This window comes from Acinetobacter lwoffii, assembly GCF_049367455.1.
In the GTDB taxonomy this organism is placed as follows: Bacteria; Pseudomonadota; Gammaproteobacteria; order Pseudomonadales; family Moraxellaceae; genus Acinetobacter; species Acinetobacter lwoffii_W.
Map to the genome: position 1 here is coordinate 188104 of NZ_JBMPXW010000011.1, position 13805 is coordinate 201908.

15 protein-coding genes and 5 pseudogenes are annotated in these 13805 nt (G+C 38.8%); 9 read left to right on the top strand and 11 right to left on the bottom strand.

The genetic code is table 11. The annotated features are described in order from the left end of the window. Positions 1-4 precede the first annotated feature (4 nt). Positions 5-400, bottom strand: a complete 396-nt coding sequence (gene vapC, locus ACO1B7_RS17900) for a type II toxin-antitoxin system tRNA(fMet)-specific endonuclease VapC (RefSeq protein ID WP_086185555.1) — start codon at positions 398-400, stop codon at positions 5-7. Next, on the bottom strand, positions 397-627 hold the full coding sequence (locus ACO1B7_RS17905; RefSeq protein ID WP_104427085.1) for an antitoxin: 231 nt from the start codon (positions 625-627) through the stop codon (positions 397-399). The genes vapC and ACO1B7_RS17905 overlap by 4 nt, the downstream gene beginning before the upstream one ends. An 838-nt stretch (positions 628-1465) precedes the next feature. On the opposite strand from ACO1B7_RS17905, the gene ACO1B7_RS17910 reads away from it, so the two are divergent. Further along, on the top strand, positions 1466-1795 hold the full coding sequence (locus tag ACO1B7_RS17910; RefSeq protein ID WP_004641881.1) for a four-helix bundle copper-binding protein: 330 nt from the start codon (positions 1466-1468) through the stop codon (positions 1793-1795). Between the two features lie 128 nt (positions 1796-1923). Here the strand turns inward: ACO1B7_RS17910 and ACO1B7_RS17915 are convergent, their stop codons facing one another. Together ACO1B7_RS17915 and ACO1B7_RS17920 are read right to left on the bottom strand one after the other, a co-directional pair. Next, positions 1924-2217, bottom strand: a complete 294-nt coding sequence (locus ACO1B7_RS17915) for a type II toxin-antitoxin system RelE family toxin (protein ID WP_000221358.1) — start codon at positions 2215-2217, stop codon at positions 1924-1926. Next, complete coding sequence (locus ACO1B7_RS17920; protein WP_000246755.1) at positions 2207-2452, bottom strand: type II toxin-antitoxin system RelB/DinJ family antitoxin; 246 nt, start codon at positions 2450-2452, stop codon at positions 2207-2209. The genes ACO1B7_RS17915 and ACO1B7_RS17920 overlap by 11 nt, the downstream gene beginning before the upstream one ends. Positions 2453-2609: 157 nt before the next feature. On the opposite strand from ACO1B7_RS17920, the gene ACO1B7_RS17925 reads away from it, so the two are divergent. The 6 genes and pseudogenes from ACO1B7_RS17925 to ACO1B7_RS17950 all read left to right on the top strand — a co-directional run bounded on the left by ACO1B7_RS17925 (position 2610) and on the right by ACO1B7_RS17950 (position 5802). Continuing rightward, the gene (locus ACO1B7_RS17925) at positions 2610-2924 is read left to right on the top strand and encodes a hypothetical protein (RefSeq protein ID WP_227554090.1); all 315 of its coding nucleotides are present in this window, start codon (positions 2610-2612) and stop codon (positions 2922-2924) included. 339 nt (positions 2925-3263) lie between these two features. Beyond that, positions 3264-3968, top strand: coding sequence for an IS6-like element IS1006 family transposase (locus tag ACO1B7_RS17930; RefSeq protein WP_001067784.1), 705 nt, complete (start codon positions 3264-3266; stop codon positions 3966-3968). Between the two features lie 252 nt (positions 3969-4220). Further along, positions 4221-4352 carry a hypothetical protein gene (locus tag ACO1B7_RS17935; protein WP_265088282.1) on the top strand — a complete coding sequence of 44 codons (132 nt, stop codon included), beginning with the start codon at positions 4221-4223 and terminating at the stop codon, positions 4350-4352. 314 nt (positions 4353-4666) lie between these two features. Further along, a pseudogene (locus ACO1B7_RS17940) lies at positions 4667-4783 on the top strand (hypothetical protein); the annotation flags it as partial. Between the two features lie 87 nt (positions 4784-4870). Next, positions 4871-5010: pseudogene (locus ACO1B7_RS17945) on the top strand (cation diffusion facilitator family transporter); the annotation flags it as partial. Positions 5011-5187: 177 nt separating this feature from the next. Continuing rightward, on the top strand, positions 5188-5802 hold the full coding sequence (locus tag ACO1B7_RS17950; protein WP_004281881.1) for a thiol:disulfide interchange protein DsbA/DsbL: 615 nt from the start codon (positions 5188-5190) through the stop codon (positions 5800-5802). Positions 5803-5878: 76 nt separating this feature from the next. Here the strand turns inward: ACO1B7_RS17950 and ACO1B7_RS17955 are convergent. Continuing rightward, positions 5879-5977, bottom strand: a pseudogene (locus ACO1B7_RS17955) (TetR family transcriptional regulator); the annotation flags it as partial. A gap of 99 nt (positions 5978-6076) precedes the next feature. On the opposite strand from ACO1B7_RS17955, the pseudogene ACO1B7_RS17960 reads away from it, so the two are divergent. Beyond that, positions 6077-6814, top strand: a pseudogene (locus ACO1B7_RS17960) (IS5 family transposase); the annotation flags it as partial. Positions 6815-6846: 32 nt separating this feature from the next. Here ACO1B7_RS17960 and tnpC read toward each other — a convergent pair. The 3 genes from tnpC to tnpA form a co-directional block, all read right to left on the bottom strand. After that, positions 6847-8451, bottom strand: coding sequence for an IS66 family transposase (tnpC, locus tag ACO1B7_RS17965; protein WP_423090456.1), 1605 nt, complete (start codon positions 8449-8451; stop codon positions 6847-6849). A 74-nt stretch (positions 8452-8525) separates the two neighbouring features. Then, complete coding sequence (tnpB, locus tag ACO1B7_RS17970) at positions 8526-8861, bottom strand: IS66 family insertion sequence element accessory protein TnpB (protein WP_005232274.1); 336 nt, start codon at positions 8859-8861, stop codon at positions 8526-8528. Further along, positions 8858-9241, bottom strand: coding sequence for an IS66-like element accessory protein TnpA (gene tnpA / locus ACO1B7_RS17975; RefSeq protein ID WP_004733109.1), 384 nt, complete (start codon positions 9239-9241; stop codon positions 8858-8860). The genes tnpB and tnpA overlap by 4 nt, the downstream gene beginning before the upstream one ends. 87 nt (positions 9242-9328) lie before the next feature. Between tnpA and ACO1B7_RS17980 the strand changes: the two are divergent. Then, positions 9329-9529 (top strand): annotated as a pseudogene (locus ACO1B7_RS17980) (IS5/IS1182 family transposase); the annotation flags it as partial. Positions 9530-9599: 70 nt separating this feature from the next. On the opposite strand, the gene ACO1B7_RS17985 reads toward ACO1B7_RS17980, so the two are convergent. From ACO1B7_RS17985 to ACO1B7_RS17995, 3 genes are all read right to left on the bottom strand, one after another. Further along, the gene (locus ACO1B7_RS17985) at positions 9600-12077 is read right to left on the bottom strand and encodes a heavy metal translocating P-type ATPase (protein WP_312329228.1); all 2478 of its coding nucleotides are present in this window, start codon (positions 12075-12077) and stop codon (positions 9600-9602) included. Positions 12078-12255: 178 nt separating this feature from the next. Continuing rightward, on the bottom strand, positions 12256-12450 hold the full coding sequence (locus tag ACO1B7_RS17990; protein ID WP_004281879.1) for a heavy-metal-associated domain-containing protein: 195 nt from the start codon (positions 12448-12450) through the stop codon (positions 12256-12258). A 468-nt stretch (positions 12451-12918) separates the two neighbouring features. After that, positions 12919-13800, bottom strand: a complete 882-nt coding sequence (locus ACO1B7_RS17995; protein ID WP_423090457.1) for a copper resistance D family protein — start codon at positions 13798-13800, stop codon at positions 12919-12921. Between the last annotated feature and the right edge of the window lie 5 nt (positions 13801-13805).

Genomic DNA, 13805 nt, shown 5'->3' on the forward strand with positions numbered 1-13805 from the left:
AAAATTAGATCCAGTTCTCTAACTTTAACCCATCTATACGCTCAAATTCCTTGATGTTGTTTGTGACTAGTACAACATCTAAAGCGAGGGCATGAGCTGCTATTAGCATATCTAAACTACCAATAGTTTTACCTGTTGATTGGAGATCTTGACGTAATTTAGCGTAATGCCAAATCGCTTGCTCATCGTAGGGTAAAATATCTAAGGGTGATAAAAACTTGTTCAGAGCTTGCTTATTGCGTTCAGATCCAGACTTTTCAACGCCAAAAGCCAGCTCTGACGCGGTTATGCTAGAAATAGCTAACTGTCCAAGCTGATATTGCTTAAAGCGTTCAAAAACTTGCTGTGGTTTATGATTGATCACGTAGATACAAATATTTGTGTCTAAGAGGTAAATCATTTGAAGTCCTCACGTAATTGCTCACCCTGATCAGCTCGTTCAAGCTGAAATCCTACTTCAAATTCGTTAATTGCTTCTAACATGATGTCCCATGGGTTTTCGATGGGCATTAATAAGACACCACGGCCAAAACTCTTGATAGCAACTTCAGTACCATTAAAGCGAAATGCTTTAGGTAAACGGACAGCTTGACTACGACCTGTTTGAAAAACTTTAGCGGTTTCCATATTTGCCTCCCAATAAAATAGATATCATTGATACATATCATACCATCAAACTATTTATTACACGTGATTTATTGTAAGTAATCGTTGCTTTCTAAAATTGATCTAAAAGATACAGGCAATAAAAAAGCCCGACATCCTGTCGGGCTTTTTCATATTGGGTGTTTAGGTATAACTCCTGTCGTATCTCACGTCCTGGTGTTGCACTTATCATTATTGTTTTATGTGTTGGAACATCCTGTTCTCTATGTCCCCATCATATGAAAAATCCCCATACTGACATAGACGCAATGATCCCTAATTCATGTCAGCTTTGGCTTACAAGATTGCTCAAAACTTACCCCAAGGTTTATCCGCAGAAATTGCGGATAATTTCCGAAGTACAGGCATTGATAAAATTTAAAAAATTGCAAAATCGACTACTTTTTAAACAAATTTATTGGCAAGAACTATCAAAACTGCTCATAAAAAAGCCGACTTGTTTCAAAGTCGGCTTTTTAGGCATTTTGGGATTTTTAAGTTTTCATTAAGTATCTGATATTTATATTAATATACAAGTGTATTTCGTATAACCGCCATTATGTTAAATAGAGGGAAAATCTATTTTTAAAGTGATAAAATTATTGTAGTTATTTTAAGAATAGCTGCTTTTGATACTTGATCATCTATCCTAATTAAAAACTGTTTTTTAATAATTTGGAATATAAATAAGATTTAGTTAAAATTAACATTATTCATATAAATTAACATTATGTATTACATTTACTAATAATTTAAAATAATTAGTAGAAAAAAATTATGTTTTAATTATTTCTTTGATTATATAAATTGAGAGTAAAAAATGATTAATACGGAATTTTCAGAGTGTATTTCTGCATGTACAAACTGTTCACTTATTTGTACTGAATGTGCAACTTCTTGTTTAAAAGAAAAAGATTTAGAGATGATGCGTGAATGTATTCAACGTTGTCTAGAATGTGCAGATATTTGTCAGTTATGTGTGCGTATGCAACAACATAACTCACCTTTCCTCAAAGAGATTTGTGAGCTTTGTGCTAAGATCTGTGAATATTGTGCGGAAGAGTGTGAAAAACATTCACATGATCATTGTAAAAAATGTGCTGAGGCTTGCCGTCAGTGTGCAGAAGAATGTCGAAAAATTGCCATGTAAAATACTTCAATAATGTTAATTATATGGCTCTAGACTAACATAATCATTCTGCTAGTCTAGAGCCTTTCCTAAAATTAACATAATACACCTTATACGAAGCCAAAAATGGGAGCTTTAAGCTCCCATTTTTAGTCTTTAATTCGCTTTTTCGCTTCGTCATAAACTATGCTATCAGCTCGTTTTCCGACGGTAATGAGCAGGATAACTACCTGATCATCTTTAACTTGATAGACAAGTCGGACACCAGCTTTTAATAATTTGATTTTATAGCAACCTGCAAGATCGCCTCTAAGCATATTCTTTGGAATATGTGGCTGCTCTATGACTTTGGCTAGTTTCTTTTTAAATTGATCTCGTATAGCAACAGGGAGTTTTTCCCATTCTGCTGTAAAGTCCTTGTGACGTAAAAGCTTATAAGTCATCTAATGTGACTTCCTCAAACATCTCTTTAGGATCATTAATGCGCTTACGGACAAGAGCTAATAATTCTTCATCTTCTTCCGAAAGCAAAGCTTTTTTAACAGGCAGTTTCCCAGTCGTAGCAACATACTCAAGAATACTAGTGAAGAAATCCGTAGGTGCAATACCTTGCTCTTTAAGGATTGAATAAGATTTTTCTTTAAGGGCTTCATCGATCCTGAAGTTAACAGTAGCCATCATATTTCCCAAGTATTTAATGTACTAGGAATAGTGTAATGCAAATTGCATTACAAGTCGAGTTCGCATAACAGCCATTATGTTAAATAGTGGGATGAATTTTATAAAAATCGGTATAGTAATAGTATCTTTAACTTAAAATATAAAAAGTGTATTTTTGAAAAAAACATTGTATATCAATATATTATCATTTCTTTTGACATCATTATCTTTATTTTATCAGAGATATATCCCTGTTAATCGTATAGTTGTCGATAGGGTGGAAGAAGTAGATAGACTTGCAGGAGGTTTTCCCTTTGTATTCTTAATTGATGGAGATTTCACTTCACCTGGTAACAATATAAGCGTGTTATTTATTTTTTGGGATTTAGATGAGTTCCTTCTTCACTACTTTATCTTGGACTACTTATTTTGGCTTAGTTTTCTGTTGATTTGTTATTTATATCTCAAAAAGAGAAAAAATCGAGTCTAATCTATCTTGTAGCGTTCCTAAAATTAACATAATACACCTTATACGAAATGTGCTATAATTTTCCTTAGAAATCAATGCTGTAGTTTCTAGTTTATAGCCCAATCACACCCGATTGGGCTTTTTTTATGATTTTTCATGTTTCACGATCAAAAAACAATCAATGTTCCACGGTTTTGTTTAGCTTTGGCGAATAATCAATGGATGCCATTGAAGCCTTTTAGGTCTTCCGTTTTCTCAAAAATGAAGTCTCTACGATCCAGGATTAGGCAGTTTTTATGGCACTGTTGCAAATAACCACGAATGGTAAGCTGAAGACTGTTTTAGCTAAAGGTGCAGCATATGAATCCTTTCCATGGTCGGCATTTTCAGGGCGAAATCATTCTTTGGGCTGTGCGCTGGTATTGTAAATATGGCATTAGCTATCGTGAACTGCAGGAAATGCTGGCCGAACGGGGTGTGAATGTTGATCACACGACTATTTACCGTTGGGTTCAACGTTATGCTCCTGAAATAGAAAAACGTTTACGCTGGTATTGGCGTAATCCTACAGATCTGAGCTCGTGGCATATTGATGAAACCTATGTAAAAGTGAATGGACGATGGTCTTATCTGTATCGTGCAGTCGATCAACGTGGCGATACCATTGATTTTTATCTTTCTTCTAGACGTAATACCAAATCAGCATATTGTTTTCTTGGAAAAATTTTAAATAATGTGAAGAAGTGGCAAATTCCACAAGTGATCAACACGGATAAAGCACCCACATATGGACGTGCTTTATCACGGTTAAAACGGGAAGGTAAATGTCCACCAGACCTTGAGCACAGGCAGATTAAGTATAAAAATAACGTGATTGAATGTGATCATGGCAAGCTAAAGCGGATCATCAGGGCCACATTAGGATTCAAATCTATGAAGACGGCTTATGCCACAATTAAAGGTATTGAAGTCATGCGTGCACTACGTAAAGGACAAGCATCGTCATTTTATTATGGTCAGCCTCAGGGTGAAGTGTGTCTAATCAACAGGGTTTTCGGTCTCTAAGTACTTTTTAAAGGGAACATCATCGACTCAAATCTCTATTTGCAACAGTGCCTAATTAAATCCCTTACAATTCAAATTTTTCAGCAACGACTTATCTTTGTTAAAATAGTATTAATATATTTTTTTTAGGACAAACCTTAACAAAATTACAAATTTGTAATTTGGTTGTCATTTAGGTGTATATATCTAGGAATTAGTATATGAAGAAATTATTTTTTGGTCCAAGATATGATTAGATTCAATAATATATATATGAAGATTGTTTTAGTTATTTTTACTATAGTTTTTTCAACCAGTAGTTTTGCTGATGGGGGACTTCGTTTCTTAGAGAAAAATTTAGAAATAATTAACAATGAAAAAAGCAAAGGGTGTGAAGAGAATTAATTCAAAATTATAATGAAGCACATATAACTAGGAAAACTAAAAATTAGTTATTTTTAGTATGGTGTAACTAAGATTAATTAATTTTTTTAAATCGAATGATAAATATATTTATTGTTTTTAATTTATTCTTTACCATTTTCAAATTTTTAAATAATCCGAAAAGACTATTTTAAACTTTAGGGTTACATATGCTCCTATACATAGGCAGGAATAAATATGCAACTTAGTATATTTGCAACAATAGTACTGGAAAGATTCATGTAATAATGCTTAAAACTCTCTAATTAGTTAGGGAGGCATTGGAATTGGAGAAAAAAGTAAAGTGCCCACTAGCAAATGTGGTTATTGGAGGAATTATCTCATCAACCCTTCTTATGTTGGTTTTATTACCAATATTGTCCCGGTGGATAAATGAAAAGAAAGCTTCTTGACCAATTATAGTAAGCAATTTTTAGCAGAAATATTGAGGCTTACTCAAGTCTCTCAGCTAATCGTAAATAGAATAAGGAAACTATTGTATGTCAGAAGATCATTCTCAGAGCCACGCGGCTGTTACTGAAGAGAATAGTAAGAAGCTAATATTTACTGTAGGTTTGACCACTACGTTTTAATCGTAGAAATTATAACCGTTTTTATTACTCAAAGTTTAACTTTTGTGATTATCTAAAAACACATAGCGGTCGAATGGCCATATTAACTGACTTAAAATCAGTCGCATACTTTAATGTAGCGGTTCTGATAGCACAAAAGTTCGCAGCATGAAAACGGAACCGGCATAATTGATTTATAGTGAACCCATACACTAAGCATAATGATTTAGAGGACGATAATCCCAATGAAAAAATTCCTTTTAGGAGCTGTTGCCGCATCTGTTTTGGCCTTTTCAGGCAATGCTATGGCCAATTTTGTGGCAGGTCAGGACTATCAGGTGGTCGCAAAACCAGTCAAAGTCGAAAAACCGGGCAAAATTGAGGTACGTGAATTCTTCTGGTATGGCTGTGGTCACTGTTTCACGTTGGAACCGCATATGCAGGACTGGTTGAAAAAATTACCCAAAGATATCCGTTTTGTACGTACACCTGCTGCAATGAACCCGCTTTGGGAACAGGCTGCACGTGCTTATTATGTTTCAGAAGCCCTGGGTGTGCGTCAAAAAGCACATTTACAGTTATTCCATGATATTCATGACAAGCAGCGTCCAATTTTAGAACAGGCACAATTGGCCAAGTTCTATACCCGTTATGGTATTTCTGAAGAGAAATTTAACACGACTTATAAATCATTCCCGATTTCGTCAAAAATTGCTCAGGCAAAAAATTTGACTGCTCAATATCAGTTAAGCGGTGTACCAGCGGTGACCGTGAATGGTAAATATATTGTGCAGGGCAATGATGCCAAAGTAATTCAGGTGGTGAATTACCTGATTGAAAAAGAGCGTAAAGCCAAATAAGACGCGATTGATTATCTCTAAAAAAAACCTGCATCGAATCTGCAGGTTTTTTTATTTAAACTGGAGGAATGGTTATTTACGTCCTGACTGCCGGATCTGGTGTTTCTATCGGCGGGCGATACCAGTGTAAAATTCCTCGGAATAAGAGCTGCATCTGCAACACGCTTTGCGCTTTGCGCTTTGCGCTTTAAAGTCATGGGATTGAATATGAATCGTGGATGGCTTTGTTGCACAAACCTATCTGTAAAGGGTTTTTCAGCGATATAATTTTCAAATGAAGAAGCCTGCACACAAAATCTACCGCATAACCAATTGGCCCGCATATAACCGAGCACTCATGAGTCGCGGAAATATTGCCATTTGGTTTGATCCTGCTACGCAATGGTATGCTCCGTCCATCGGTAAACAAGGGCGAAATCAAACCTACTCCGACGCAGTCATCCAATGCTGCTTAATGATTAAATCCTTATTCCGTCTGTCTTTACGTATGGTCACTGGCTTTGTGTAAAGTCTGATTAAACTTTGCGGATTAAATTGGATAGCTCCAGATTACACCACGCTTTGTAGAAGACAAAAGCATATTGATATTGTAATCAGCTACCAAAAAAGTAGCGATGGGCTGCATCTACTCATGGACTCTACAGGCATGAAGTTTCTAGGTGAGGGCGAATGGAAACGCAAGAAACATGGACCTGAATATCGTCGCCAATGGCGTAAACTTCATATTGGTATAGATGCTAAAACCCTACAAATACGAGCAGTTCAGCTTACAACCAATAATGTCAGTGATTCACAGGTGCTTGGTGATTTACTTAATCAGATTCCACAAGATGAGCGGATTGACTCTGTTTATACCGATGGAGCTTATGACACCAAGCAATGCCGTCAGGTCATTGCAGATCGGCAAGCGCATGCGGTGATTCCACCTAGAAAAAATGCGAAACCATGGAAAGATACAAAGAGTAGCTCGCTAGAGCGAAATGAATTACTTCGAACAGTTAAACGTTTAGGCAGTAAGCGTCCGCTGAACCCCATGCCTATTTTTTAATTTGAGTTGGATTTCCAGCGATGTGGTAGTAATTCTTCTATTTGGGTCGCTTTATGCGTCGGCAGCCTTTTCAGCACATCACTGAGATAGGCATACGGATCCAACCCATTCAGCTTTGCTGACTGGATTAAAGTCATGATATTTGCCGCTCGCTGTCCACTGCGCAGCGAACCTGCAAACAACCAGTTCTTACGGCCCAATGCCCAGGGACGCATTGAGTTCTCTGCCCAGTTATTGTCAATGGGTAGATTGCCATCATCCAGATAGCGGCTTAAGGCTGGCCAACGCTTCAGACTGTAATTGATGGCCTTGGCGGTTGGAGAACTCGATGGCACCGTCAGATAATGTTGGTTGAGCCATTCATACAGTTGTTGCATCACCGGTTGGCTGTGCTGTTGTCGGTATTCGCGGCGGTGTTCTGCTGTACTATCGGTCTTTTTCCTGAGTTCTGCTTCTATCGCATACAGTTTCTGAATCATCAGTAATGCCTGTTCAGCGATCTGACTTTTCCCAGTCACATGTAGCTCATGGAATTTACGACGTGCATGCGCCATGCAGCCCACCTCAATGACATCGCCTGATTTAAAGCGTGCTTTATAACCACTGTAATCATCACAGACCAGATGGCCCTGCCAGCCATTCAGGAACTCTTCTGCATGCTGACCTGAACGGCTATCCTGAAAGTCATAGATCACCGCTTGAACTGGATTGTACTGTGTAGTGGCATAGGCCCAGACATAACCTTTCTTCGGTTTTTTCTCATCATCACCCATCCGCATGATGGTGACCGGCGTTTCATCGGCATGGATCACCCGCTGTTGCAGCACCACCTCTTTTAAGGCATTGGCCAGAGGCTCCAGTTCTACACCGCAGCGACCTATCCAGTCAGATAAAGTAGATCTGGACAGATCAATGCCCGCCCGCTGATAGATCAGGCGCTGACGGTACAGCGGCAAATGATCGGCATACTTCGATACCAGCACATGGCTGAGCAGTTCAGGTGAAGCAATGCCTTTATCAATCACATAGGCGGGCATCGCTTGCTGAGTCAGGGTGTCACACTGATCACAGACCCATTTGCCACGCACATGCTGTTCCTTATAGAACTGTGCCGGTCTGAAATGCAGTTTTTCACTGATATCTTCGCCGATACGACGTAACTGGCAGCCACAACTGCATTGGGTTGATGCAGGTTCATGCTCAATACGGATGGTGTGTAGATGATCCGGCAGCAGTCGACGTTTAGGTTTGTTGACTGTGGCTTTCTCTGTCGCTGCATCGGTTTTATCTGCATTCAGCCGCTCCAATTCCAAATCAACTGCTGCGATATCCTCTTCAACCGCTTCATCCCACAGATGGATTTGTTTTGCCGTTAAGTGTTCATTCTTTTGGGCGAATTTGTGCTTTTTAAACAGCGCCAGTTCATGCTCGTATTTTTGAGTGAGAATAGAAAGATGTTGAACTTTGGCATCCAATTGCTGGTTTGATTTTTCTAATTCTTGATTTGATTGTGCCAGAGACTGATGCTGCATTGCCAACTGTCTGGTAAATTCCAGCAGTTGTTCATGGGTCAGTTGGCTTAAGTCTGGCAGCGTATTCATGACCGCAGTATGCCTGAGGTCATGACGCAGAGGAAATAGAACGTTTGGAGAATAGCAGAATGGACCAGCCTAGTTTAGAGCATCGTCACCACCTGCTGTCGTCCAATGCGCTGCCAAGGTAAACCCTGGATCAGTGCATGTAACTGTTCCGGACTGATCGCCATGCTTTCACCCTGGTGAACCTGCGCCCAGTGGAATTTTCCCTGTTCCAGCCGCCGGGCACACAGCCAGATGCCCAGTCCATCATGTACCAGCACTTTCATGCGATGGCCACGTTTATTACAGAACAGGTAAGCACAATGCGGTTTGATGTAGCCAAAGGCTCTCACCACCTGAGCCATGATAGTATCCATCCCTGCTCGCATATCCAGAGGTTGGGTAGAAAGCCAGATTTCATCAATGCGGATCATGTTGCAAGTGCCTTGAGTAATTCTGCTAAAGCAGATATTTCTGATACTTGCCATTTCAAGCCAATTTCTGCTTTTGAGTGGGGTAAAGTAATTTGAACCGTTAACATGTCAGTAGGAGTAGGATCTAATGGTGTAGAGCAAGATAAGGCAATAAATGCAGGTTTATTCGGTAGTGGTGAGCGATCATTCCCTGGCTTACCATCAATTAAGCGAATCCATTTGGATACAAGATTTGTATTCAATCCATGTTGCAAAGCGACCGAAGCAATTGAAACGTCCGGTGCTTTACAAGCCTGAACGATCTGCTGTTTAAATTCAGCACTGTATGTTCTTCGTTTTTTCGCAAGAGATGCGATGGATGTCTGGTGATTTGTAGTCATAAATTTTAGTCCCCACTTGTTTTTAAGTGGGGACTAAATTAAGGCTTATAGGATGAATTCAGAAGGTGTGTTCAGCGGACGCTTACTTTAGGCAGGACATTATGGAAAAAATGGTCAGGCTATCATCGGCGAAGTTTGGTTGAAACTAAGATGCATTGCATCAAATTATTAGGAGATAAACTCAGTGCAAGGAGTTTTGATAGCCAAGTCAATGAGATCCATGCACGTGTGGCAGTCCTTAACAGATTTACGGAATTAGGTCGACCACTTACCCAAGTTACGCCTTAAATTTGGCTCAATTAGGGGCGCTTTGCATTTCAAATCTTTGTGCAACAAAGCCAATGTATATAAAAAATGGTTAAATAATTGCAAGGGGGGCTTTAAAACGTTTTAATCGTAAAGCATTTCCTAGTACAAATATTGACGAGAGAGCCATTGCACCAGCAGCAAATACAGGAGAAAGTAGCAGTCCAAATTGCGGATAAAGTACACCTGCTGCAATAGGAATCAGAGCTGCATTGTAAACAAATGCCCAAAATAAATTTTCACGAATATTGGTTATAGTCGCTTTGCTTAAAGCGATAGCATTCGGCACTCCTTTCAGGTTGCCAGACATCAAAACCACATCAGCAGCTTCAATAGCTACGTCTGTACCTGTACCTATCGCTAAACCAATATCTGCTTCTGCAAGTGCAGGGGCATCATTAATGCCATCTCCAACATATGCGAGTTTACCATATTGATTTTTTAATTTTTTAACGGCCTCTATTTTACCTTCTGGTAAGACTTCTGCAATAACCTCATCAATACCTAGTTTTTTTGCAATCGCTTGAGCTGTATGACGGTTATCACCTGTAATCATGGCAACCTTTAAACCTAACTGATGTAACGCTTCAATTGCAGCAAATGTTGATTCTTTAATTGGATCTGCTACAGCAATAATGGCAGCAAGTTTCTGGTCAATCGCAACATAGAGAGGGGTTTTTCCTTCTTCTCCCAAACGATCCGAAAATTGAGAAAAAACATTAGGATTCAAACCTAGTTTTTCCATATATCGATCTGCACCAATATGAACCAAATGTTCAGACACCGTTGCCTCTATTCCATAGCCCGTGACTGACTTGAAATCAGCAACAGGAGACAGAATTAATTCCTTATCTATAGCGGCTTGTACAATTGCTCGAGCAATAGGATGCTCAGACTTTGATTCAACGGCTGCCATAAGTGAAAGTACGGCATTGTATTCAAACCCTTCTAAGACATGCAGATCGGTTAAAATTGGTTTCCCTTCAGTCAGGGTCCCTGTTTTATCAACAGCAACCACTTTAGTTTCTTTGAGCAGCTGCAAAGCTTCCCCTTTACGGAATAAAACACCCATTTCAGCACCACGCCCAGTTCCCACCATGATTGATGTAGGCGTTGCAAGTCCCATTGCACAAGGACATGCAATAATGAGTACCGCAACTGCATTAACTAAGCTAAACGTTAGGGCTGGCTCAGGGCCGAAGATAAACCAAGTAATAAAAGTTAAAAGAGAGAGACCCATTACTACAGGTACAAACCACATGGTAATTTTATCAACCAATGCCTGAATAGGCAGCCTGGAACCCTGTGCCTGTTCAACCATTCGGATGATTTGAGAAAGCACTGATGAACTACCAACAGAGGTGGCTTTGATATTTAAGCTGCCACTTTGGTTAATTGTTCCTCCTACCACAGTAGAGCCTATCGTTTTTTCAACGGGCATAGGCTCGCCAGTAATCATGGATTCATCAATAAAACTTTGGCCGTGAATAACTTCACCATCGACAGGGATACGCTCGCCTGGTCTAATCTCTACAATCGTTCCTGTTTGAACTTCGGCAATCGGAACTTCTATCACCTGATTATTGAGCTGTATTCTGGCAACTTTAGGCTGCATTCCAACTAGATGTTGAATTGCTAAAGACGTTCGGCCTTTTGCCTTGGCTTCAAAAAATCTACCTAATAGAATTAAAGTGATAATAACCGCTGCAGCTTCATAATAAACATTGACCGTGCCTTGTGGCAGGACACTTGGAAAGAAAGTAGCAACCACTGAATAAAGATAAGCAGCCAATGTTCCTACAGCCACCAAGGAATTCATGTCTGGTGCTAAGCGGAATAAACTTGGGATGCCCTTTTTGAAGAAGCGTCGGCCTGGAAAAATTAATGCTACTGTGGTCAAGAAAAATTGCATTAACCAGCTATTTTGTTGGCCAATGTTATCCATCATAAACGTATGAAAGGCGGGAATCAGGTGTGATCCCATTTCTAAAATAAAAACGGGTAGAGTCAATAAGACTGACAAAATTAAATCTTTTTTAAGTTTTTCTAATTCAATATTTTTTTTATCTTGAAAGCTTTCCGTAGTTTGATGAACTGACTTTGCTTCAAACCCTGCTTTGGTGACAGCCTGAATTAACGAGTCACGAGTGACAGATGAGCTTGCCTGAATAGTCGCTTTTTCAGTAGCCAGATTTACATGAGCTGATTCCACACCCTCAACAGATTTTAAGGCCTTTTCTACTCGACCTACACAAGAAGCACATGACATACCCTCAATCGTAAGCTCTATTGGTTGCAGCGCTTCCACTTCGTAGCCTGCTTTTTCTACGGCTTTAATTAAAGTAGCGCGATCAAGTGGTTGATGCGCATAAATGACTGCTTTTTCGGTAGCCAGATTTACATGAGCCGATTCAACACCCTCAACAGATTTTAAAGCTTTTTCCACACGGCCTACACAAGAAGCACATGTCATCCCCTCAATCTCTAATGTTTCACTGTAGTGTGGCGTATCAGTCATTTCGGTACTCATATACGATCTCTATCATTTAGATATGCTGAGTTCTATATGCGAAGATCAGCTCGAACCAAGATTAGGGGGAATTCAGGGATTACTTTTATTTCAAGCAAGTACAGGTTTTATCTGTACGATGAGGAAAATAAGAGAGAGTAAAAGTGGTAAGGAATTCCCACTGTTACTCTAACAGAGATTAAGCAGGATCAGCTGTAAATCCACGCTCACTGAGAGTGGCAATGACTTGATCCTGACTCACCGTTGTGTTGATTTCAACAATACGGTTTTGTAAATCAATATCGAGTGAGGCATTCGAGTCGAGCTCTTTAATTGCGGTAGTAATGCCGCGTGCACAACCACCACAAGTCATATTAGCGATGTGAAATTTCATATGTTGCTCCTTTTTAACAAAACATTTGTTTAAAACATTAGAACAGTAACTCTAAACTTTCACCATACAACCAGCCTTTTTCTGAATCAGTTACTCGCTGTAACTTGGTCTGTTTACAACCTTACAGTTTTCTTCAGGGTATTCCAAGGAGAGTGTTCTAATGACTACAGTAAAAGTACTTAACCAACATTAATGTGACTTTAAAATGACATTTTTGTCATCTACGATCACTCTGAAATTTATAAGATTAGTTATTTCAATCAATGGTAGTGAACTGAATAGATGAGACCGTTATGGGTTGAAGATAAGCTAAAAACCGGTGACTACCTTTATGTATAATGCCTCATGATGCGATTTTACTGTTCTGATTGTCGTAAGTTGGCAGTCCAGTAGAAACTTTATTGCTCAGCTACAAAAGATAAATGCAGTAATGTTAAATTTCCTCAATTCCCTTATTTTGAAATTCTCTTATTCAATACCCACGACAGTGGTTATATAGCCTGTTGTTAATAGAATTGATAGACCTAATAACATCTCAAATAAAATGGCATGACTAAGGTATTTAGCGAATTTAGGATGTTGAAGACGCGGGGTGAAATACCATTTGTTGAAGGCAGCTAAAAGTAGAATACCTATAACAAAAAACATTTTAACCATGAAACCATAGCCATATGCAGTATTGATTAAGGTATTAAAATCTTTAATTAAAAGAAGAGCTACACTAGCGCCACAGGCGATTAATATCCCAACAATGAAAGCAGCAATACGTCCAAATACATGCATGCGATCTTTTAAAGGTAAACCACTTATTTCCCGGCTGGTTTTCCATAACGGATATAAAGACCCCATCCATAACGACATAACTAGAATATGGATTGATAATAAAATTTGAGCAAGTAAGGTTAAATTAGCGACATGTCCGAGCTGGGAAAAACTAAAAATAATCGGGAGAAGTAAAACACAAAATATTGAACTTTCAATTATAGAAAAATGACCTTTGTTCCTGTTAAGTTTAACCACCATGAGAAGAAGTAAAAGAGCAAAACTAATAGAACGAAGAACGTTTATATACCCCGTCGGAGTATTAACCAATATATTAATATACGTGGGGTCCACCATACCTGTAATACCAGTATTGGCAAAACTACCAATCAGAATAAAAAATCCCAAGGTACTGGAAATTAGGCCTAATCCAGCGCCAATTGTAATATATTTAAGAATCGATTCTTTTAGTTCAAGATATTGTCTAAGTAAAAAATAGCAAAAGGCTCCACCAACGACAAAAGCTACACTTAAATATAAAATAACCTTAGTTAACCAAGTGGCCCACATCCAATATTCAGAAATCATTATTT

Coding starts and splice junctions, on each gene's coding strand:
- ACO1B7_RS17935 (WP_265088282.1), top strand. CDS start 4,221: ATGAAGATTGTTTTAGTTATTTTTACTATAGTTTTTTCAACCAGTAGT.
- ACO1B7_RS17920 (WP_000246755.1), bottom strand. CDS start 2,452: ATGGCTACTGTTAACTTCAGGATCGATGAAGCCCTTAAAGAAAAATCT.
- tnpC (WP_423090456.1), bottom strand. CDS start 8,451: ATGAATACGCTGCCAGACTTAAGCCAACTGACCCATGAACAACTGCTG.
- ACO1B7_RS17950 (WP_004281881.1), top strand. CDS start 5,188: ATGAAAAAATTCCTTTTAGGAGCTGTTGCCGCATCTGTTTTGGCCTTT.
- ACO1B7_RS17905 (WP_104427085.1), bottom strand. CDS start 627: ATGGAAACCGCTAAAGTTTTTCAAACAGGTCGTAGTCAAGCTGTCCGT.
- vapC (WP_086185555.1), bottom strand. CDS start 400: ATGATTTACCTCTTAGACACAAATATTTGTATCTACGTGATCAATCAT.
- ACO1B7_RS17930 (WP_001067784.1), top strand. CDS start 3,264: ATGAATCCTTTCCATGGTCGGCATTTTCAGGGCGAAATCATTCTTTGG.
- tnpB (WP_005232274.1), bottom strand. CDS start 8,861: ATGATCCGCATTGATGAAATCTGGCTTTCTACCCAACCTCTGGATATG.
- ACO1B7_RS17990 (WP_004281879.1), bottom strand. CDS start 12,450: ATGAAATTTCACATCGCTAATATGACTTGTGGTGGTTGTGCACGCGGC.
- ACO1B7_RS17910 (WP_004641881.1), top strand. CDS start 1,466: ATGATTAATACGGAATTTTCAGAGTGTATTTCTGCATGTACAAACTGT.
- tnpA (WP_004733109.1), bottom strand. CDS start 9,241: ATGACTACAAATCACCAGACATCCATCGCATCTCTTGCGAAAAAACGA.
- ACO1B7_RS17995 (WP_423090457.1), bottom strand. CDS start 13,800: ATGATTTCTGAATATTGGATGTGGGCCACTTGGTTAACTAAGGTTATT.
- ACO1B7_RS17985 (WP_312329228.1), bottom strand. CDS start 12,077: ATGAGTACCGAAATGACTGATACGCCACACTACAGTGAAACATTAGAG.
- ACO1B7_RS17915 (WP_000221358.1), bottom strand. CDS start 2,217: ATGACTTATAAGCTTTTACGTCACAAGGACTTTACAGCAGAATGGGAA.